Consider the following 20,586-nt stretch of genomic DNA (forward strand, 5'->3'; position numbering starts at 1 on the left):
GGGAGGCCCAGTGCCGCCGTCGGGTTTGAAACCCCGACGGCGGCACTTTGCTTTTGCGGCGCGCTGCCCGCCTAAGCGGCGGACCGTGTCTTCCGCCGGGGGCCCTGGATTTTGGCCCGGTGTCTTACCTCTCGTCGCCGGGCCGCCATAACGAGGTCCGAAGATATGGCCGCGTTGAATCGCTGTCTGGGTGATCCGCCCACGCTAGTGCCGGGCAGGGGTGGGGCGGTGGAGTGGTAGGTGTGGCCGGTTGGGGTGTTGAGTTGGAGGGTGTGCCGCCCTGGTCCGGGTCGGGGTTGGGCGTTCCAGCCGGGGGTTTCCTTGGTGTGGTTGCAGGCTTCGCAGAGCCCGGCGCCGTTGGTGGCGGCGGTGGGCCCGCCGGTGTGCCAGGGAGCCACGTGGTCCAGATGGCGGATGGGGGCGTCACAGTAGGGGGTGCGGCAGGTGTTGTCGCGGGTTTGGATGAAGCGGCGGAGCCCGGCGGGGAAGATGCGGGCGCGGGAGTCCATGGCGGTGAGTTCTCCGGTGGCGGGCGCGGTGTAGAGCCGTCGCAGCCAGACCGGGAAGGGCGGGTTGCTGCCTACGCCGCCTCCGGAGCCGCCCGTTCCGCCGCTGACTGCGCCGTTTCCGGTGCCTTGGCCGCTGTCATCGTCCGCTTGGTCTCCCGTGCCGCCGGTGAGGAGGGCCCGGGCCCACCCGGCGGGAACGACACCGTAGCCCTGGAGCCGGACCGGTTCGCTGTCGCCTTGGAACAGGGTCCGGTCAGTCATGACGAGCTGAATGCTGATGCCGCTGATGCCCCCGGGAGTGCCGGTGGTGCGGTCGACGAGGGTGTCGGCCATCAGCTGGCCGCGGGAGCGGGGGTCGCCGTCGGAGCGGGCAGCATCCGCAGTCCTGCTCAGTGCGGAGTAGACCGCGACGGCCTGGGGTGCCGGGAGCAGGGCGGTGAGGTAGCACATGGTGTCCGGTGCGGGGCGGACGCTGACGTACCGTTCGGTCGCGGCGTGGGCGGCCCGCTGGGTGACGGTGCGCGGGTCGCGGCGGTAGGCGGCGGCCCTCGCTGCGGCGGTGATGGTCCGGTCGCCGGCGCCGTCGAAAGTCCCGGCGTCGGGGGCGAGTTCTTCGTCCACGGCGGTGCGGTCCGCGGCGGTGAGGCCTGCGGTCTCCCGGACCAGCAGGGTGGCGCGCCATTCGTTCAGCTGCCCGGTTTCCAGGGCGGCGAAGGTGCGGGGCATCTCGGTCACCAGTGCCCGCGCGAGGCCCAGGAGGCGGCAGCCTTTGGCGGGGGATTCCCGCCGCGCCAAGGCGATCTCGGCACCAACCCCGGCGCCAATCTTGTCCCCGGGTACCCCGGCGGCGGCCTGCTCTCGCCGTCGTACCAGGTCCAAGGCGACGGATAGCCGGGCCTGCCGGGCCGCGATCGCGGACTTCCGGTCCTCCAGTGCACGCAGCTCATCGACAATCGCCGCCGCGTCTCCCATCATTGGGTCCGCAGCGTCGACTGAATCCTTGAAAAGCTTCCGACTGCCTTCCATGACCCCATTCAACCGGGAGGGTCTGACATTAATGGGGGGCGGCCGGGGATCTGCTAACGGGAAGTCGCGCCGGAGCTAATCAGCCGCTCGCTGGGCCGTTCCTTCCGGACTCCGAACGCGGGCCGTCCCGGACTCCACGGAACCGCCGACTACGCCCCCACCCTCGCCCGGACGGCGAGGGTGGCGCAGAGGATGACTGCCATCCCGCCCACAACGGTTAGCCAACCCACCGGTTCGCTCAGCAGCAGCGCCGCCCAGCCGATGCTCAGCACCGGCTGGACCAGCTGGATCTGGCTGACTTTGGCCATCGGCCCCAGCGCCAGGCCGCGGTACCAGGCGAAGAAACCGAGGAACATACTTACCACCGCCAGGTACCCGAAAGCCGCCCACTCGCCGGGCCCGGCGTCGATCTGCTGCCTTGCAACGGACACTACGGTGAGACCGGCCATGAACGGGAAGGCCGCAATCAGCGCCCAGGACACCGTCTGCCAGGATCCCAGTTCACGGGCCAGCAGCCCGCCCTCCGCGTAGCCGATGGCGGCCGAGAGCACGGCGCCCAGCAGCAGCAGGTCTGCCCAGTGCGGCTTGTCCAGACCCCCGGATTGCAGCAGGCCGAAGGCGACCGCGGCCAGAGCCCCCGCCGCAGTCGCCGCCCAGAAACGCTTCCCCGGAGTGGTTCGTGTGCGTAGGACGACGACGGCGGCCGTCGCTGCCGGCAGCAGCGCGATCACCACCGCTCCGTGGCTGGCGGCCGCGGTCTGGAGGGCAAAGGACGTCAGCAGCGGAAAACCGACCACGATCCCGGCGCCGGTGATGGTGAGGCGGATCCACTGCCGCGAAGAAGGAAGACTCTGCCGGGTAACTGCCAAGACCACCCCCGCGAGCACCGCGGCCACCACAGCCCGGCCCGCGCCGATGAACAGCGGGGACATGCCACCCACGGCCACCCGCGTCATAGGGATGGTCAGCGAAAATGCCGCCACGCCCAAGAGTCCCCACCCATACCCTGGGGCCCGCGAGGACGGTAGCGGAGACGACACATGGACAGTAGCGCTACTATTGGCTTTCATGTCTGACAATAGCAGTTCACGGATCGCCGAGGCACTCAAAGCTCGGGTGTCGGCCGCGGCGCCGGGAACCCGGCTACCGTCGACGCGGTCCCTCGTGACTGATTACCGGGCCAGCCCCATCACGATTCAGTCCGCACTGCGGTCTCTGGCCGCGCAGGGGCTGATCGAGAGCCGGCCCGGTGTGGGCACGTTCGTCCGCCACCGTACCGAGCTCCGGCCCGCGGACTACGGCTGGCAGTCCGCAGCCCTCGGCCCCGCACCCGGCGCGCTGCGGCCCAATCCTTCCGCCATGCGGGACGTGCCGAACGATGTCACGGCCTTCAACGCCGGCTACCCGGACCGGGAGCTGCTGCCTGGACGGCTGGTGCGCGCTGCCCTGGCCCGCGCCGCCCGGAGTGACGCCGCCGTCGTCCGGCCGCCGGCGGCCGGGCTGCCGGAGCTCCAGGCCTGGTTCGCCCAGGAGCTCGGCGCATCATCGTTGCCGGACGTGCCCGCACCCGTCGCGGCCGACGTCGTGATCCTCCCAGGATCCCAGAGCGGACTCAGCTCGCTCTTCCGCGCCCTGGTGGGCCCCGGCCAGCCGCTGCTCATGGAATCGCCCACCTACTGGGGCGCCATCTTGGCCGCCGCCAGCGCCGGAGTGCGCATCATCCCCATCCCGAGCGGACCGAACGGCCCGGACGTCTCGGAACTGGCCCGTGCCTTCGAGGAGACCGGCGCCCGCGCCTTCTACGCCCAACCGACCTTCGCCAATCCCACCGGCGCGCACTGGACGCAGAATCAAGGCGACCGGGTGCTGGACATGGTGCGCCAGCACGGTGCCTTCCTGATCGAGGACGACTGGGCCCACGATTTCGGCATCACCGCGGAGCCTGCGCCGCTCGCCGCCCGGGACGGCTCGGGCCACGTCGTCTACCTGCGGTCCCTGACCAAGAGCCTGTCCCCGTCCCTCCGGGTCGCCGCCGTCATTGCCCGCGGTCCCGCCCGGGAACGGATCATGGCGGACCGGTTGGCGGAATCGATGTACGTCAGCGGCCTGCTCCAGGCCGCCGCCGTCGACGTCGTCACCCAGTCCGGATGGCAGGCGCACCTGCGCACCCTCAAGAACCACCTGAAATCCCGCCGTGACCTGCTGCTGGACAGCCTCCGCGACCTCGCACCGGCGGCGCGCGTGGCGCACGTACCGGCCGGGGGACTCAACCTCTGGGCCCGGCTCCCGGACGGCACCGACATGGGGCGCCTGGTTCGGGACTGCGAGGCCAGCGGCGTGGTGATCGCCGACGGCGCGGGCTGGTTCCCGGCCGAGGCCTCGGCCCCCTTCCTGCGGCTCAACTACGCCGGCCCCAACCCGGCGGCGTTCCCCCGCGCCGCCCGGGTGCTGGGGGAGGCCCTGCAGCGCAACGACGGATAGTCAGCCGACGGCCCATCGGGCCGGGGCGCTTCGCCACCCTCCGCCGCGCCGTATTTCAGATCGGTAACGCTAGCTCCTATGCTTAGCTGGAGCCTTTGTAAGGATTTGGGGGCGAGTAGTCGTGAGGAAACTGGTAAATGAGTAGTGTTCTGACAATCCGCGGAGGCGTCCCGCTGACCGGCCGCGTCACCGTTCGCGGGGCCAAGAATCTTGTCCCCAAGGCGATGGTCGCCGCCCTGCTGGGCAACGAGCCTTCCGTGCTGCGCAACGTCCCGGAAATCAAGGACGTTGAGGTTGTCACCAGCTTGCTCCAGCTCCACGGCGTCACGGTGGACAAGGACCCCGTAACCGGGGACCTCACCCTGGACCCGACCAACGCAAAGACGGCGTCGCACACGGCCATCGACGCGCACGCCGGCGACTCTCGCATTCCCATCCTGCTGTGCGGGCCGCTGATCCACGCGATCGGCGAAGCCTTCATCCCGGACCTGGGCGGCTGCAAGATCGGCGACCGGCCGATCGACTACCATCTGAACGTGCTGCGCCAGTTCGGCGCCGTCGTCGAGAAGCGCCCGGGCGGCATCCACATCTCCGCGCCGGGCGGCCTCAAGGGCGCCAAGATCGCGCTGCCGTACCCATCCGTGGGGGCCACCGAGCAGGTCCTGCTCAGCGCCACCCGCGCCGAGGGCATCACCGAGCTCACGGGTGCGGCCACCGAGCCGGAAATCGTCGACCTGATCGCCGTGCTGCAGAAGATGGGCGCGATCATCAGCGTCCAGACGGACCGCACCATCCGGATCGAGGGCGTGCAGGACCTGGGCGGCTACAACCACCGCGCCCTCTCCGACCGCAACGAGTCCGCGTCCTGGGCCTCCGCGGCCCTGGTGACCCGCGGCGACATCTTCGTCGAGGGCGCCACCCAGCGCGACATGATGACCTTCCTGAACACCTACCGCAAGGTCGGCGGCGGCATGGACATCGGCGAGGACGGCATCCGTTTCTACCACCCCGGCGGCAAGCTCAACCCGCTGGTGCTCGAAACCGACGTTCACCCCGGTTTCATGACCGACTGGCAGCAGCCGCTGGTCGTTGCCCTGACCCAGGCGGAGGGCGTCTCGATCGTGCATGAGACTGTCTACGAGAACCGCTTCGGATTCACGGACGCACTGATCCGGATGGGCGCAAGCATCCAGGTCCACCGCGAATGCCTGGGCAGCGTCCCGTGCCGCTTCGGCCAGCGCAACTTCCTGCACTCCGCCGTGATCTCCGGCCCCGCCCAGCTCAAGGGCGTCGACATCGACGTCCCCGACCTGCGCGGCGGCTTCAGCCACCTGATCGCGGCGCTGGCCGCCACCGGCACCTCCCGGGTCACCGGCATCGACATCATCAACCGCGGCTACGAGCGCTTCACCGAAAAGCTCGCCGGCCTGGGCGCCGATTTCGACATCACGTCGGCCCGATAGCGGGGACTCCGTGAAGGAAACGGCCAAGAGCCACATCACCTTTGTCATCGTGGCCGGGATTGTCCGGCCCGTCATGAACCTGCTGATGAACAAGAAGTGGGAGGGGCTGGAGAAACTCCCGGCCAGCGGCTTCATTGCCGTCCCCAACCACTGCACCGAGATCGACCCGCTCGTGATCGGGCACATGCTCTACAACCAGAAGCGGATGCCGCACTTCCTGGCCAAGGGCAGCCTGTTCAAGGTGCCGGTGCTGGGTTCGGTGCTGCGCAACACCAAGCAGGTTCCGGTGGAACGTTCGACGGCGGGTGCCAACCGGTCGCTCCAGGTCGCCAAGGAAGTCGTGGACGAGGGCGGTGCCATCATCATCTATCCGGAGGGCACGCTGACCCGCGATCCGGAGCTGTGGCCCATGAAGGGCCACACCGGAGCCGCCCGGATGGCATTGGAAAGCGGCATCCCGGTCGTACCGATGGCGCACTGGGGCGCGCATGAGGTGTTCCCGCGCTACGCCAAGCGCTTCCATATCTTCCCCCGGAAGACGTCCCGGGTGCTGGTGGGCGACCCGGTGGACCTCAGCGCCTTCGAGGGCCGGCCGTTGGACAAGACCACGCTGACCGAGGCCACCAACGTCATCATGGACGCCATCACCGAACTCCTGGCGACGCTGCGCGGCGGCCAGCCGCCGCTGGTCCGCTGGGATCCCTCGGCGCACAACCAGTCCACCCACGGGCGCTTCATCGAACGCGGGGGCAAGACCCGCGGAGCAGCCGAGGGTACCGATGCCGGCACCGTCACGGATAGCACTGCCGCGGACGGCACCGCCACGGACGGCACCAAGTGACGGCAGATTTGACCGGTTCGGCCCGGCGCGTCGCCGTGCTGGGGGCCGGTTCCTGGGGGACCACGTTCGCGAAGGTCCTCGCGGACGCCGCCACCGCCTCCGGCGTCGAACGGGAGATCCGGCTTTGGGGCCGGCGCGCCGCCGTCGTGGACCAAATCAACACCGAACACCGCAACGGCCAGTACCTCAAGGACATCGCGCTGCCGGCGAGCATCACCGCCTCCACCGACGTCGCCGAGGTCATCCAGGGCGCGGACCTGGTGGTCCTGGCGGTGCCCGCCCAGACGCTGCGGCCGCAACTGCGCGAGTGGAAGCACCTGATCGGGCCGGACGCCCTAGTGGTCTCGCTGATGAAGGGCCTGGAACTGCACACCGACGCCCGGATGAGCGAGGTGATCCGGGAAGAACTCGGCATCCCCGCCGGGCGCGTTGCCGTGGTCTCCGGGCCGAACCTCGCCATGGAGATCGCGCGCGAGGAGCCGACCGCCTCGGTCGTCGCTTGCGCAGACGACGCCGCGGCCGGCTGGATCGCCCGTAGCTGCACCGCACCGTACTTCCGGCCGTATACGACGTCGGACGTCATCGGCGTTGAGATCGGCGGCATCGTCAAGAACATCATCGCCCTGGCGGTCGGCATCTGCGAGGGCAGGCAGATGGGCGATAACACCAAGGCGTCCGTGATCACCCGCGGCCTGGCCGAAACCTCCCGGCTGACCCTGGCCCTGGGCGGGGAAGCCCGGACCATGGCGGGGCTGGCCGGTCTCGGGGACCTCGTGGCCACGTGCTCCTCCGCGCTGTCCCGCAACCACACGGCGGGACGCCTGCTTGGCACAGGGCTGACCCTGGAGCAGGTCACTGCGGAAATGACGCAGACCGCCGAAGGCATCAAGTCGGCGCAGGCCGTGCACGAGCTGGCAGGGAAGGTGGGCGTCGAGATGCCCATCACCGCCGCCGTCGTCGCCGTGCTGGCCGGCAAACTGTCCGTAGACGAACTGGGGCCGCTGCTGCTGTCCCGGGACCTGAAACCCGAAGGCGATTACTAAGAGTGTCGGAAAACAACGTGAGCCCAGAAAACACCACCGGCAGCGCCCGGCCGCGGGTGGCAGTGCTGTTCGGCGGCCGCTCCAGTGAGCACGCCGTCAGCTGCGTTACCGCGGCGGGAGTCCTCGGGGCGATCGACCAGGCCAAGTACGAGGTCATTCCGATCGGGATCGCCAAGACCGGCCAGTGGGTGCTTGTCTCCGGCGACACCGGGCAGTGGTCGCTGTCTTCGACGTCGCTGCCCGAGGTGGCGCCGTCGGAGCAGACCGTGACCCTCGCGGAGATCGGCGGCGAGCACCAGCTCATCGTGGCAGCGCCCAACCAGGTCCCGCAGGAGCTCGGCTCCGTGGACGTGGTCTTCCCGCTGCTGCACGGGCCGTTCGGCGAGGACGGCACCATCCAGGGCCTGCTGGAACTCTCCGACACCCGCTACGTCGGCGCCGGCGTGCTGGCCTCCGCGGTGGGCATGGACAAGCACTTCATGAAGGTCGTGTTCGAGTCCGCCGGACTCCGCGTGGGCCCGTACATCGCGGTGACGGACCGGCAGTGGCTCACCGACCCGGAGCTGGTGCGCAAACGCGTGGATGCGCTCGGCTTCCCGGTGTTCGTCAAGCCGGCGCGGGCCGGCTCCTCCATGGGCATCTCCAAGGTCGACTCGCTGGACCAGCTGGACGCCGCCATCGAGGCCGCCCGGGAACACGACCCGAAGCTCGTGATCGAGGCCGGCATCGTTGGCCGCGAGATCGAATGCGCCGTCCTGGAGGGCCGGGGAACCGACGCGCCGCGGACGTCCATGCCGGGCGAGATCTCCGTGGCCGGCGGCGGCCACGACTTCTACGATTTCAACGCCAAGTACGTGGAGGACGACGCCGCGTCGCTCAGCTGCCCGGCCGACCTCCCCGACGAGGCCAGCTCCCGGGTCCGCGAGCTCGCGGCCGTCGCCTTCGACGCCGTCGGTGCCGAGGGCCTGAGCCGGGTGGACTTCTTCTACACGCCCGAGGGTGAGCTGATCATCAACGAGATCAACACCATGCCCGGGTTTACGCCCAAGAGCATGTACCCGCAGATGTGGAAGGCCTCAGGCCTGGGCTATGCGGAACTGATCGACGAACTGATCCACTTGGCCCTGCACCGCAAGACCGGCCTCCGGTAGGAGCCGGCGGGGCGGGCGCCTGATTCAGGAGCCGCACCGGAACTACTTGCCGGTGGGCAGGTTCTGCAGGTCTTCCTGGCCCACGCAGTTCCGGGTCGCCTTGATCTTGCCGGCGGCGTTGGCCAGTTCCGCCAGTACGGTGGCGGAACTGATCTTGTCCGGGTCCATCAGCACTTCGGTGGCGGGTTCCCGCCCGAAGGTGGTCAGCGTCCACACCGGGTTGCCCTCCTTGATGACCCAGTCGACGTCGTTGACGCTGACGCATCGGTCGGTGGTGGGGCCCGGAACGTTGACGCCGCAGCGCAGGACCACCAGGGACGGATCTCCCCACGCCGCGGTCGCCTGACTGTTGGTCTTGCGCAGTTTCGCGTCCCCAATGGTGTCCGGCAGCGCCAGCATCATCGGCGCGCACGCTGCGTTCGCCGCGTCCTTGGCGGGGGCGACGTCGACGGCGGGCGAGCAGGCGCTCAGTACCAGCGCGCCGGCCGCGGCGGCAACCACCAGTCGGAGAGGACGTGCGGCTGCAGGGATACGGGACGAAGGCATTGCTTAAGCCTATCCCGGCGGGGCCATGTCCCTCGTGCCCGTATTGCGGGGGGCCGTGACAGAATGGGCCTGCGTTAGCCGATGACCGTTGAATCTTGCAGAACAGGTGGGAACGCCACGATGTCCTTTTACCCCGATGACCAAACCCCGGACGCCGAGGTTCAACGGTCCCGGAAGAAGCGGAAACGGACTGCCCGCAACATCCTTCTGGGAGTGGTGGCGTTCTTCCTGGTTGTGGCGGTGGGCGCGGGCGTCTTCGCCTTCAACCTGGCGAACAGCTTCAACTCCAAATCCCAGAAGATCGAACAGGCCTTCCCGTCGGAGACTGCACGGCCGCCGGAAACCAGGACGGACGCAGTCAACCTGCTCCTGCTTGGCAGCGACAGCCGCGGCGCGGCGCTGGGGGAGGCAGAAGCCGGCGGAGCTTCGGACCAGCGCTCCGACACCATGATGTGGGTCCACATTCCCGCGGACCGCAAGAACATCTACATGATGTCCATCATGCGCGACACCTGGGTGCAGATCCCCGGACACGGCGAGGCGAAGATGAACGCCGCCATGGCATTCGGCGGTATCCCGCTGTTGGTCCAGACCCTGGAGGGTATGTTCGACAGCCGCATTGACCACGTGGCAGTGGTGGATTTCGAAGGCTTCAAGGCTATGACGGACGCCCTGGGCGGCGTCGCTGTCAACATTCCGCAGGCCTTCACTGCCCAGGGGTTCTCCTTTGAACCCGGCAAGCAGCAGCTCAGTGGCGAGCAGGCCCTCGCCTTCGTCCGGGAACGGAAGTCATTCGCCGACGGCGACTACCAGCGGGTAAAGAACCAACAACTATTCCTCAAGGCCCTGATGTCCAAGTTCCTAACCCCGGAGACCCTGGCCAACCCCGTTCGGATCAGCAGCCTGGTGGACTCAGTCTCGCCGTATATCAGCGTCGACAAGTCGCTGGACGCGGCCGCCGTGGGGGCGCTGGCGGTCGGACTGCGCAATGTCCGTTCCGCTGACGTGGTCAGCTTTACGCTGCCAACGCAGGGGATCGGGACATCAGCCGACGGCCAGTCGATCGTCTTGCGCGACGACGCCGCCATCGCCAAGGTGGCCGCAGCCCTGCGTAACGACACCCTGGGTGAGTTCGCCAAATCCGCCGGGGCGGGCTCGTAACCGCGTGACAGCATAGGCCCCGGCCTGGTTCCGCCCCGGCTGTCGGCCCTGCGCGGTAGCGTAGGACTGTGCCTGAACCGCTGACCCGCCCGCCCCGTACCGGCAACCCGCCGGACGGCGCGGCCGCACCCGCCCAGCCCGCCGCCCTGACCGTCGGCGGGCTCTCCGAGGGCGAGCTCCTGGCCCGGATCTTCCCGCGGCTGCACGGCGGGAACGCCACCCGCGATGCCGGCACCCTGCTGCTGGGCCCGGGGGACGACGCCGCGATCGTCGCGGCCCCGGACGGGCGCACCGTGATCAGCATCGACACCCAGGTGGCGGACCAGGACTTCCGGCTGGAATGGAACAACGGATACCGGACCACCGGGTACGACGTCGGCTGGAAGGCCGCCGCACAGAACCTCTCCGACATCAACGCCATGGGCGCCCGCGCCACGGCCATGGTGGTCAGCCTCACCATGCCCGAGGACACCGCTATCGCCTGGGTGGAAGACTTCGCCGACGGCCTCAGCGCCGGCATCCGCGAACTCGGCGCCCCCGACTGCGCCGTAGCCGGCGGCGACCTCGGCCGCGGCCGCGAACTGGCCGTCAGCGTCGCCATCGTGGGCAGCCTGGACGGCCACGCCCCGGTGCTGCGCTCCGGCGCCCGCCCGGGGGACATCCTGGCGCTCGCCGGGACCGTCGGCCGCGCCGCCGCGGGGCTTGCCCTGCTGGAATCCGACGTCCCCGTGGAGACGCTCTCTCCTGAGCAGCGCGAACTGCTGGACACCCAGTGCCGGCCCCGGCCGCCGCTGGCTGCCGGCCCGCTGGCCCGCCGGCACGGCGCCACCGCGCTGATGGACATCTCCGACGGACTGGTCCGGGACGGGACCCGGATGGCCGCGGCCAGCGGTGCCGTGCTGGACGTGGATCCCGCTGCCCTCACGGCGCTGGCCGCCCCGCTCCGGCCCGCCGCCGTCCTGCTGGGGGCGGACGCGCTGGAGTGGGTGCTGGGCGGGGGAGAAGACCACGGCCTGCTGGCCGCCTTCCCGGCAAGGGCTCAGCTGCCTGCCGGGTTCACTGCGATAGGCTCGGTAAAGGACCCTGCACCAAAGGACAGCACGGGCGTGACGATAGCGGGCAAGCCCGCGCACACCGTGGGATGGGATCACTTTGCAGACTAAGATTGCCGCCAACGCGCAAGCGATGAAGCGGTGGTTGGGCAAGGCGGAAACAACGCTGGGAAACCACAGCGACCGCCTGAACGCCATCAACATCTTTCCCGTCGCCGACGGTGACACCGGCACCAACCTCTACCTCACGGTGCGCGCCGCCGCCCGCGCGCTCCAGGACGTCCCCACGGACACTTCCTCCCTCCCGCAGGTGACAGCAGACACCCCGCTGCACGTAGTGGGCCCGCCGGACCCGGCCCAGAACGACGTCGGCGCCGTCCTGGCCAAGGCCGGGCAGGCCGCCATCGAGCAGGCCCGCGGCAACTCCGGCACGCTCTTCGCCGTCTTCCTCTGCGCCGCCGCCGAACCCCTCGCCGGGCACCCGAGGCTCAGCTCCCCGCTGCTGGCCGCCGCGCTGAACCGCGCCCAGATCCGGGCCTGGTCCGCCCTCAGCGACCCCGTCCCCGGCACCATGCTCTCGGTCATGGAAGCGGCCGCCCGCGCCGCGGCCGCCGTCGACGCCGAGCACGGCGGCGATGACAGCAACCACACCCTGGGCCTGGCCCTGGACGCGGCCGTCGAGGCCGCCCTGGCCGCCGTCGTGCACACCGAGGACCAGCTCGAAGCCCTCCACACCGCTCACGTGGTGGACGCCGGCGGCGTCGGGATGCTGCTGATCCTGGACTGCCTGCGCTCCGCCGTCCTCGGCGAGGAACTGCAGGACCAGCTGCTGGACGGGCTGCACGGCTACGACGTCCATGACCCGCACATCCACGAGGGCATGCCCCGCGACGAGGGCGTGGAGGTCATGTGCACCATCACACTCTCGCCGCTGGACGCCGCCACCATGCGGCAGCGGCTGGACGAAATGGGCGAGTCGGTGATCATGAGCCAGGTCGGCGGCGACCCCGACGCCGAGGGCGCCTACCGCTGGCGCGTCCACGTCCACGTCCCGGACCCGGCCCCCGCCGTCGAGCTCATCCGCTCGCTCGGCGAACCCTCGGACATCAGCGTCAGCGAACTCGCCCTGCCCCGCGATCCCCGGGAGCCGGACGCCGCCGGCGTCGGCGGCAGCACGGACCCGGACGGACATGAACGCTGAACTAGCCCTGCCCCTGGAGCGCCGGATCGGCAAGCGCTCCGCGGCCGTGATTGAAAAGCATCTCGGCATCAGCACCGTCGGTGGCCTGCTGAACTACTTCCCGCGCCGCTACCTGAGCCGCGGGGAGCTGACACCCATCAGCGAGCTCCCGCCGGATGAAGACGTGACCCTGATCGCCCGGGTGCTCTCCAGCAGCACCCGGTCCATGAGAGCCCGCCGCGGCACGCTGACCGACGTCGTGGTCACGGACGACGCCGGCAAGGGCGTTCCCGGGACGCTCAAGATCAGCTTCTTCAACGGCTTCCGGGCCAAGGCCGAACTGCAGCCGGGCCGTCGCGCCATGTTCTCCGGCAAGGTCACCCGCTACGGCGGCGCGCTCAGCCTGACGAACCCGGACTTCCTGCTTCTCGACGAGGACCCGGATGCCTCCGGCAAGGACCCCGAGGAACTCGCCGCGATGCCCATTCCGGTCTACCCGGCCACGGCCAAGCTCACCAGCTGGTCCATCCAGAAGGTCATCTCCACGCTGCTGGACACGGTCGATCTGGACCAGCTCGCGGACCCGCTGCCGGCCGGGATCGCCAGCCGGGAAAAGTTCCTGACGGCCGCGGACGCCTACCGGTTGATCCATGCCCCGCAGACCCCCTCGGACTGGCAGCGGGCCCGGGACCGGTTCCGGTTCCAGGAAGCGCTGGTGCTGCAGTCGGCCCTGGCCCGGCGCCGCGCCCAGCTGGCCGCCGAGGAAGCCACCGCACGCCGCCCGGTGACCGACGGCCTGCTTGCCGCGTTCGACCGGCAACTGCCGTTCACCCTGACCGCCGGCCAGGCCGCCGTCGGCAAGACCCTCGCCGAGGAACTGGCCCTGGACTCGCCGATGAACCGGCTGCTGCAGGGTGAGGTGGGCTCGGGCAAGACCATCGTGGCGCTGCGTGCCATGCTGCAGGTGGTCGACGCCGGCGGCCAGGCCGCGCTGCTGGCCCCCACCGAGGTCCTCGCTGCCCAGCACTACGACTCGATCCGCCGCACCCTCGGCCCGCTCTCCCGCGACGGGCTGCTCGGCGGACTCGGCGCGGACTCCGTGCAGGTCACGCTGCTGACCGGGTCCATGCCTACCGCGGCGCGCAAGCAGGCCATGCTGGACGCCGCGTCCGGGACGGCCGGGATCGTGATCGGCACCCACGCCCTGCTCAGCGAGAACGTCTCCTTCTACGACCTCGGCCTGATCGTGGTGGACGAACAGCACCGCTTCGGCGTCGAACAACGCGACGCCCTCCGCGCCAAGGCCAGCAAGCCGCCGCACCTGCTGGTCATGACCGCCACGCCCATCCCGCGCACCGTCGCGATGACGGTGTTCGGCGACCTGGAGACCTCCGTCCTGGACGAACTCCCGGCCGGCCGCGCCCCGATCACCACCCACGTGGTGGGACTGGCCGAACACCCGGCCTGGGCCACCCGGATCTGGACCCGCGCCCGGGAGGAGATCGACGCCGGCCACCAGGTCTACGTCGTCTGCCCCAAGATCGGCACGGACGACGACGGCGACTTCAGCCCCGGCGAAGCCGAACCCACCGACGCGGACCTGGCCGAAAACGGGTCCCGGGAACTCGCGTCGGTCACCGGCGTCGTGGAGCTGCTGCAGGATGAACCGGCACTGGCCGGCGTGCCGCTGGCACCCTTGCACGGCCGACAGGACCCGGTGCTCAAATCCGACACCATGGCCGCCTTCACCGCCAACCGGACCAAGCTGCTGGTCTCCACCACGGTGATCGAAGTCGGCGTCGACGTGCACAACGCTACGCTCATGGTCATCCTGGACGCGGACCGGTTCGGCATCTCCCAGCTGCACCAGCTCCGCGGCCGCGTTGGCCGCGGCGGGCTGCCGGGGACCTGCCTGCTGGTCACCTCCCTGGAACCTGAACACCCCAGCCGGCGCCGGCTGGACGCGGTGGCGGCTACCACGGACGGGTTCGCCCTGTCGCAGGAGGACCTGAAGCTGCGCCGGGAAGGCGACATCCTGGGCGCATCGCAGTCCGGCGGACGCTCCACCCTGAAACTGCTGCGGGTGCTCGAACACGAGGACGTGATCGCCCGGGCCCGGACCGACGCCCAGTCGATCATCGGTGCCGACCCGGACCTGGCCCGCCACCCCGAGCTCGCCGCGGCGATCGACGACTACCTCAACCCGGAGAAGGAGGCGTTCCTTGAACGCGGCTAACCCATCAAGCGCGGGCACCCCATGAGCCGGATCATCGCCGGTGCCGCCGGCGGCACGCCCCTGGCCAGCGTCCCCGGGTCCTTGACCCGCCCCACCACGGACCGGGTCAAGGAAGCACTGTTCTCCCGCCTGGACGCCTTCGAGGTCATCTCCGACGCCCGCGTGCTGGACCTCTACGCCGGGTCCGGTTCCCTCGGCGTGGAAAGCGCCAGCCGCGGCGCGCGGGCGGTGGACCTGGTGGAGTTCGACGGCAAGGCCAGCGAGGTCTGCCAGCGCAACGCCGACCTGGTCAACACCGTGGCCCGGCGCAAAGTGGTCGCTGTGCACCGGTCCAAAGTTGAATCGTTCCTGGACCGCGCGGGGGAGTCCACCCGCTGGGACCTCGTGTTCCTGGACCCGCCCTATCCGCTGGACGAGCCGGCCCTGGCCGCGGCGCTGGCCAAGCTGCTGCCGCACCTGGCCGAGGGCGCCGTCGTCGTGGTGGAACGCTCCGCCCGCTCCCCGGAACCGACCTGGCCCGAGGGCCTGGAGCGGTTCGCCGAGAAGAAGTACGGCGAAACCCTGCTCTGGTTCGCCGAACCGGGCGTGGAGCCTGACGTGGAACCTGACACCGCCGGCGATTAGTCCGCGAAGAACAGCAAAGGGCCGACGGCGGGATGTCCCGCCGTCGGCCCTTGCTGTTTACCCCGGGGTTAGCCCCGGAGGAGTTATTTCAGGATGGTGCCCGCGACATCCGGCGTCGACGGCGTGATGCCGTACTTGGCCATCAGCTCGCCCAGCTTGCCCAGGACCGGCTCGTTGACCTTGCCATCGAACTCTTCAAGCCGCAGCTTCGAGGCCACCGCCTCGGGCATCTTCATGAACTCCGGCAGCAGCGCCCGGACCTTGTCCGGGTTGCTCTGCGCCATGGCGAGCGTCTCCGTCATGGCCGCCTTGAAGTCGGCCACCACCTCCGGGTTCTGCTGGGCGTAGTTGCCGCTGGTGAACGTCACCATGGTCGGCAGGCCCGGCAGCGCCTCCTGATTGTTGTAGGTGACCAGCTTGTTGCCCTCGGCCAGCAGCTTCGAGAGGAAGGGCTCGGGAACCCAGACCGCGTCGACGTTGCCCTGCGCCAGCTGGGCGCCCATGTCCTGGAACGGCAGCTCGAGGAACTGGACCGCCTTGGGATCGCCGCCCTGCTTGGCCACGACCTCCTTGATGGTCAGGTCGCCCTGGGCGTTGATGGTGTTGACGGCCACCTTCTTGCCGGCCAGGTCCTTGGCCGTGGCAATCCCGGAGTCCGCCTTGGCGACCACACCGTTGATGTCCTTGCCAGTGGCGAGGGAGTTGGAATAGCCCGTGACGATCCGCATGTCCAGGCCCTTGTTCTTGGCCAGCAGCACGGAGAGCGGGTTGCCGACCGCGAAGTTCATGGTGCCGGTGGAGACTGCGGGCAGCATCGCCGCGCCGCCCTGGCCGCTCTGCAGCTCGACCTTGAGCTTGTGCTTGGTGAAGATCCCCTCGTCGATGCCCATCTTCACGGCCGCGGAGGGAGCAATGGAGATCACACCGACGCTGATGTTGCGCATGCCGTCGCCGCCGGCGGCCGGAGCGGACGAGGCGGATCCCGACGGCGACCCGCTGCCGCAGCCGGTAAGCAGCAGGGCCGCGGCCACGCCGACGGCTGCAAAGGTGAGTCTCTTCATAACAGTCCACTTCCTTGGGGTAAGTTATCCGACGCCCGGTGCCCCTGCCGGCAGCCGGTGTGACGGCGGCTCCGAGGTACGTACATGACAACCCATATAATTGAGTTTGTCAACGATAATTTGTTCAACTATTCCCGCACCGGGGTGTCCCGGCGGTAGGGTGGAGCGTGATCATCGCTCCTAGGAGCCGACCGGAAGTTGCGAGGACCTGTGGCCGAATCTCTTGAACATGCCGGGGACCCCTTGGGAGGCGTCGCCGGCCCGGCAGTCCCGGAGCGGCTCCTGGCCGCCGGCCTGGCGGACGAAATCGAGTTCCTGGCCGCCCGCGCCCGGTCGCTGGGCAGCGCCCAAGCCAACGCCGTGCTGGCCCCGCTGGGCTTGAAGGTCCGCTCCTACTCGGTGCTGGCCGTGGTGTGCGGGGCCGCGGAGCCCTCCCAGCGTGAGCTCGCCGAGTTCCTGCGCCTGGATCCCAGCCAGATTGTCACCCTGGTGGACGCGCTGGAACAGGGCGGCCTGGTGGCCCGCGCTCCCGATCCCCGTGACCGGCGCTCCAAGGTCATCCGGCCGACACCGGCGGGCCAGGACCTCTACCGGCAGGCCGCGGAGGCCGTGCGGACGGCCGAGGACGTTTCGCTGGCAGCGCTGGATGGTGCCGAGCGGGACCAGCTGCGCGGCCTGCTGCGCAAGATCGCCTTCGGCTAGTCCGAGAGCACGTCGAGTTCCGCCCCGGCAAGCACTTTCGCCGGGTGCGGGCCGCGGGCGGTCAGCGCCGCCGTCCACGCCGCCGGCCAGGGTCCCTGCGTGCCGGCCAGGATGATGTTGCCCGGCTGGTCGCCGGCGAACATGCCCGTCTCCGCGGCGGCGGCCACATCGGCCATGGCCCGGCGCAGCGCGGCCACCTGGCTGCGGACCAGCGTCAGGCCGGGCTCGTCCCCGACGTTGACCACCAGCACGCCACGCGGGCTCAGCCGGGCGGCGGCTTCCTGGTAGAACTCGGTGCAGGCCAGATGCGCCGGCGCCTCCGGGCCGGAGAAAATGTCCAGGATCACGACGTCGAACCCCAGTCCGGCGGGCAGCGCTGCGAGGGCATCCCGGGCGTCGCCGACCATCGGGTGCAGCTCGGTTCCGGCGGGAAGCGGCAGGGCCTCCAGCACGAAGTCGAGCAGTTCGCCCTCCAGCTCCACCGCGTACTGCACGGAGCCGGGCCGGGTGGCCTGGATGTAGCGGGCCAGGGTCAGGGCGCCGGCGCCCAAGTGCAGTGCGGTGATCGGTTCGCCCCAGGGCGCGACGAGATCCACCACATGGCCGATCCGGCGCAGATATTCGTAGAAGATGTCGTCGGGCTCCGCCAGGTTCACGTGGGACTGCTCCGCGCCGCCGATGCTCAGCACGTAGCCGCCGTCGGTGAACTCGTCGGGCTCGATCACGGCCTCCTGGCCGGTGGTGTGCAGGAACCGCCGCAGAACCGGGGCTCCGACCTTCCTGCCGCCAGCTTCCGGAGTGTCAGCCTGCCCGGTGTCCTGGCCGTTCACAGCCGGTCCCGGAGGGTGGAGAGCCGTTCCGCGGCTTCCTCCAGCACCCAGGTCTTCTTGCAGAAGGCGAAGCGCAGCAGGCTGCGCGTCCGCTCGGCGCCCTCGGCGTGGCAGAACACCGGCACCGGGATGGCGGCCACGCCCACCAGCTCCGGCAGCCGCCGGGCCAGGTCCACCGAATCGGAAATCCCCAGCGGCGCCGTGTCCACGTTCACGAAGTACGTCCCCTGCGGGGTGAACACCTCCAGGCCCGCCGCGCGGAGACCCTCGCTGAGGATGTCGCGCTTGAGCCGCAGGGTGTCCGCGATGCCGGCGTAGAACTCGTCCGGCAGGCCCAGGCCCAGGGCGATAGCGCTCTGGAACGGCGTTCCGGAGCTGTAGCTGAGGAACTGCTTCACCGTGCGGGCAGCGGCCACGAGGTGCTCGGGGCCGGAGAGCCAGCCGACCTTCCAGCCCGTGAAGGAGAACGTCTTGCCCGCCGAGGAGATGGTCAGGGTGCGCTCCGCGGCGCCGGGGAGGGAGGCGATTGGCAGGTGCGCGGTACCGAAGGTGAGGTGCTCGTAGACCTCATCGGTGAGGATCACGGCGTCGTGCCTGGCAGCGAGCTCGACGATGCGCTCCAGCACCCCGCGGGGGAACACCGCGCCGGTGGGGTTGTGCGGGTTGTTCACCAGCACCACCTTGGTGCGGTCACTGAACGCCGCGGCCAGGGCATCGAGATCCGGCATGAAGTCGGGAGCCAGCAGCGGGGCGGTGACGTGCGTGGCGCCGGAGAGCCCGATGATGGCGCCGTAGGAGTCGTAGAACGGCTCGAAGGTCAGCACCTCATCGCCCGGGCCCACCAGGGCCAGCAGCGCCGCGGCAATCGCCTCGGTGGCGCCGGTGGTGACAATCACCTCCGTCTGCGGATCCGGGGTGAGCCCGTAGAAGCGCTCCTGGTGCAGCGAGATGGCCTCACGCAGTTCAAGGATGCCCTTGCCCGGCGCGTACTGGTTGGCTCCGGCGGCGATCGCGGCCTGCGCGGCGTCCTTGATCTCCGCCGGGCCGTCCTCGTCCGGGAAGCCCTGGCCGAGGTTGATGGCTCCGGTGTTCAGGGCCAGCGTGGTCATCTCCTCGAAGATGGTCACGCCGAGGTTCCCGCCGGGGGAGAGCAGGTTGGCGCCGGTGGCGGTGCGCTGCCACGGGGCCAGCGGCCGCGCGCTCACCGGGTTTCCGCCTTGCCGGCCGCGGCGCCGCCCTGTGCCGGTGCGCCCGGGCGGCCGGTGAACTTGTCCATCGTCGTGTAGATACCGAAGATCTTGCCGCCCACGAAGTCCCACGCCCGCACCGGCAGCAGCCCGCGCAGCACCTTGCCCAGCTGCGCCGTCGCCGGCGCGATCAGCTGCGGCCGGCCCTGCACGGCCGCGCGCCAGGCGCGGTCGACGGCGTCGTCCGGGCTCATCAGCGGGGTGAACAGCGGACCGCGGGCGCCGGCAAACATGCCGGTGGAGATGTAGCTGGGGCAGAACGTGGTCACTTTCAGGTGCCCGTAGCCCTGTTGCTCGAGTTCGAGCCGCAGCGAGTCGCTCCAGCCGATGACCGCCCACTTGGAGGCGGCGTAAACGCTCATGCGCGGGTTGGAGACGGTGCCGGCGGCCGAGGCGATGTTCAGGATCCGGCGGGGCCGTCCGCTGTCGGCCATCATTGCCGGCAGGAAGGCGAGCGTGGTGTACATCGGGGCCAGGGTGTTGATGTCCATGGTCAACGCAATGTCCCGGGCTGGCTCGTGGTCCCAGAACAGGGCGCCGCGCACGATCCCGGCGTTGTTGACCAGCAGGGTCAGGGGTCCCTCCGCTGCCGCTTCGGCTGCGGCTTCGGCGATCGCCTCCCGGCTGGCCAGGTCCACGCGGCGGACGACGGCGCGGGCGCCCGCTTCGGTGACCTCTGCCGCGGTGCGCGCCAGGCCGTCGGCGTCGACGTCCCAGAGAATGACGACGGCGGCGCCCTCGCGGGCCGCGCGCAGGGCGTAAAGCCGGCCCATCCCCATGGCGGCTCCGGTGACAAGGACGACGCCGCCGGCAACGGTGAACGGCTCGATGGAGGAATTGTTCAGTGCTGACATTCCGCCATGCTATCCCGGGCCGTCCGGGGGATGCGGTAGGTTCGGAGGATGAGACGCGCGGTATGCCCTGGCTCCTTCGACCCCATCCACAACGGCCACCTGGAAGTCATTGCCCGCGCCGCGAGCCTCTTCGATGAGGTGATCGTGGCCGTGTCCACGAACTACGCCAAGAAGTACCGGTTTACCCTGGACGAGCGCCTGGACATGGCCCGGGAGACACTGGCCTCGCTGCGCGGGATCGTGGTGGAGCCCGTGGGCGAAGGGCTGCTGGCCGAGTACTGCCGGAACCGTGGCGCCACGGCGATCGTCAAGGGCCTCCGGTCCTCCTCGGACTTCGATTACGAGCTGCCCATGGCCACGATGAACCGGCAGCTGACCGGAGTCGAGACCGTGTTCATCCCCGCGGAGGGCCACTACCTGCACCTCTCGTCCACCCTGATCAAGGAAGTCTTCAGCCTGGGCGGGGACGTGTCCGAGTTCCTTCCGAAGTCGGTGCTCCGGCGGCTGCGGTCCGGCGAGCCGGAGAAGAATCCGCCCGGCAGAGGGTAGGATTGACCGGTACTCGGGAGCCTGGCTCCG

Annotated in this window: 19 protein-coding genes; 12 read left to right on the forward strand and 7 right to left on the reverse strand. The window is 69.8% G+C overall.

Features of this window, described 5'->3' with window-relative positions; translation table 11 throughout:
* Positions 1-71 precede the first annotated feature (71 nt).
* Both ASG71_RS08905 and ASG71_RS08910 read right to left on the reverse strand, forming a co-directional pair.
* A complete protein-coding gene (locus ASG71_RS08905; RefSeq protein ID WP_414826665.1) occupies positions 72-1,484 on the reverse strand; it encodes a DUF222 domain-containing protein in 1,413 nt (470 codons plus the stop codon).
* A gap of 200 nt (positions 1,485-1,684) precedes the next feature.
* The gene (locus ASG71_RS08910; protein ID WP_056738267.1) at positions 1,685-2,605 is read right to left on the reverse strand and encodes a DMT family transporter; all 921 of its coding nucleotides are present in this window, start codon (positions 2,603-2,605) and stop codon (positions 1,685-1,687) included.
* Between ASG71_RS08910 and ASG71_RS08915 the strand changes: the two genes are divergently transcribed.
* The 5 genes from ASG71_RS08915 (at position 2,604) to ASG71_RS08935 (ending at position 8,514) form a co-directional block, all read left to right on the forward strand.
* A complete protein-coding gene (locus ASG71_RS08915) occupies positions 2,604-4,016 on the forward strand; it encodes a PLP-dependent aminotransferase family protein (RefSeq protein ID WP_056738268.1) in 1,413 nt (470 codons plus the stop codon). The two genes, ASG71_RS08910 and ASG71_RS08915, sit on opposite strands and share 2 nt — an antisense overlap.
* A 137-nt stretch (positions 4,017-4,153) precedes the next feature.
* A complete protein-coding gene (murA, locus tag ASG71_RS08920; RefSeq protein WP_056738269.1) occupies positions 4,154-5,479 on the forward strand; it encodes a UDP-N-acetylglucosamine 1-carboxyvinyltransferase in 1,326 nt (441 codons plus the stop codon).
* A 10-nt stretch (positions 5,480-5,489) separates the two neighbouring features.
* Positions 5,490-6,320, forward strand: a complete 831-nt coding sequence (locus tag ASG71_RS08925; protein WP_056738270.1) for a lysophospholipid acyltransferase family protein — start codon at positions 5,490-5,492, stop codon at positions 6,318-6,320.
* Positions 6,317-7,363, forward strand: a complete 1,047-nt coding sequence (locus ASG71_RS08930) for an NAD(P)H-dependent glycerol-3-phosphate dehydrogenase (protein ID WP_056738271.1) — start codon at positions 6,317-6,319, stop codon at positions 7,361-7,363. Before ASG71_RS08925 ends, ASG71_RS08930 begins: the two co-directional genes overlap by 4 nt.
* 2 nt (positions 7,364-7,365) lie before the next feature.
* Positions 7,366-8,514 (forward strand): D-alanine--D-alanine ligase family protein, encoded by a 1,149-nt coding sequence (locus ASG71_RS08935; RefSeq protein ID WP_056738272.1) that lies wholly within the window; start codon positions 7,366-7,368, stop codon positions 8,512-8,514.
* A 42-nt stretch (positions 8,515-8,556) separates the two neighbouring features.
* Here the strand turns inward: ASG71_RS08935 and ASG71_RS08940 are convergent, their stop codons facing one another.
* Positions 8,557-9,060, reverse strand: a complete 504-nt coding sequence (locus ASG71_RS08940) for a DUF3515 family protein (protein WP_056738273.1) — start codon at positions 9,058-9,060, stop codon at positions 8,557-8,559.
* A gap of 120 nt (positions 9,061-9,180) precedes the next feature.
* On the opposite strand from ASG71_RS08940, the gene ASG71_RS08945 reads away from it, so the two are divergent.
* The 5 genes from ASG71_RS08945 to rsmD all read left to right on the forward strand — a co-directional run bounded on the left by ASG71_RS08945 (position 9,181) and on the right by rsmD (position 15,313).
* The gene (locus tag ASG71_RS08945; protein WP_056738274.1) at positions 9,181-10,221 is read left to right on the forward strand and encodes an LCP family protein; all 1,041 of its coding nucleotides are present in this window, start codon (positions 9,181-9,183) and stop codon (positions 10,219-10,221) included.
* A gap of 146 nt (positions 10,222-10,367) precedes the next feature.
* Complete coding sequence (gene thiL / locus ASG71_RS08950; RefSeq protein ID WP_157366353.1) at positions 10,368-11,384, forward strand: thiamine-phosphate kinase; 1,017 nt, start codon at positions 10,368-10,370, stop codon at positions 11,382-11,384.
* A gap of 22 nt (positions 11,385-11,406) precedes the next feature.
* A complete protein-coding gene (locus ASG71_RS08955; RefSeq protein WP_056738275.1) occupies positions 11,407-12,474 on the forward strand; it encodes a DAK2 domain-containing protein in 1,068 nt (355 codons plus the stop codon).
* Positions 12,464-14,689, forward strand: coding sequence for an ATP-dependent DNA helicase RecG (locus tag ASG71_RS08960; protein ID WP_056738276.1), 2,226 nt, complete (start codon positions 12,464-12,466; stop codon positions 14,687-14,689). The genes ASG71_RS08955 and ASG71_RS08960 overlap by 11 nt, the downstream gene beginning before the upstream one ends.
* A 3-nt stretch (positions 14,690-14,692) precedes the next feature.
* Positions 14,693-15,313, forward strand: coding sequence for a 16S rRNA (guanine(966)-N(2))-methyltransferase RsmD (rsmD, locus tag ASG71_RS08965; protein WP_321164504.1), 621 nt, complete (start codon positions 14,693-14,695; stop codon positions 15,311-15,313).
* Between the two features lie 83 nt (positions 15,314-15,396).
* On the opposite strand, the gene ASG71_RS08970 is transcribed toward rsmD, so the two are convergent.
* Positions 15,397-16,374, reverse strand: a complete 978-nt coding sequence (locus ASG71_RS08970; protein WP_056738278.1) for an ABC transporter substrate-binding protein — start codon at positions 16,372-16,374, stop codon at positions 15,397-15,399.
* A gap of 210 nt (positions 16,375-16,584) precedes the next feature.
* On the opposite strand from ASG71_RS08970, the gene ASG71_RS17115 reads away from it, so the two are divergent.
* Positions 16,585-17,076 carry a MarR family transcriptional regulator gene (locus ASG71_RS17115; RefSeq protein ID WP_321164502.1) on the forward strand — a complete coding sequence of 164 codons (492 nt, stop codon included), beginning with the start codon at positions 16,585-16,587 and terminating at the stop codon, positions 17,074-17,076.
* On the opposite strand, the gene ASG71_RS08980 is transcribed toward ASG71_RS17115, so the two are convergent.
* From ASG71_RS08980 to ASG71_RS08990, 3 genes are all read right to left on the reverse strand, one after another.
* Positions 17,073-17,837, reverse strand: a complete 765-nt coding sequence (locus ASG71_RS08980; RefSeq protein ID WP_200947974.1) for a spermidine synthase — start codon at positions 17,835-17,837, stop codon at positions 17,073-17,075. The two genes, ASG71_RS17115 and ASG71_RS08980, sit on opposite strands and share 4 nt — an antisense overlap.
* Before the next feature lie 65 nt (positions 17,838-17,902).
* Positions 17,903-19,111 carry an aminotransferase class I/II-fold pyridoxal phosphate-dependent enzyme gene (locus ASG71_RS08985; RefSeq protein ID WP_056738279.1) on the reverse strand — a complete coding sequence of 403 codons (1,209 nt, stop codon included), beginning with the start codon at positions 19,109-19,111 and terminating at the stop codon, positions 17,903-17,905.
* Positions 19,108-20,007, reverse strand: coding sequence for an SDR family NAD(P)-dependent oxidoreductase (locus ASG71_RS08990; protein ID WP_056738280.1), 900 nt, complete (start codon positions 20,005-20,007; stop codon positions 19,108-19,110). The genes ASG71_RS08985 and ASG71_RS08990 overlap by 4 nt, the downstream gene beginning before the upstream one ends.
* 48 nt (positions 20,008-20,055) lie before the next feature.
* Between ASG71_RS08990 and coaD the strand changes: the two genes are divergently transcribed.
* Positions 20,056-20,556 carry a pantetheine-phosphate adenylyltransferase gene (gene coaD / locus ASG71_RS08995; RefSeq protein WP_056738281.1) on the forward strand — a complete coding sequence of 167 codons (501 nt, stop codon included), beginning with the start codon at positions 20,056-20,058 and terminating at the stop codon, positions 20,554-20,556.
* Positions 20,557-20,586: the final 30 nt, after the last annotated feature.

The organism is Arthrobacter sp. Soil763 (assembly GCF_001428365.1).
In the GTDB taxonomy this organism is placed as follows: Bacteria; Actinomycetota; Actinomycetes; order Actinomycetales; family Micrococcaceae; genus Arthrobacter.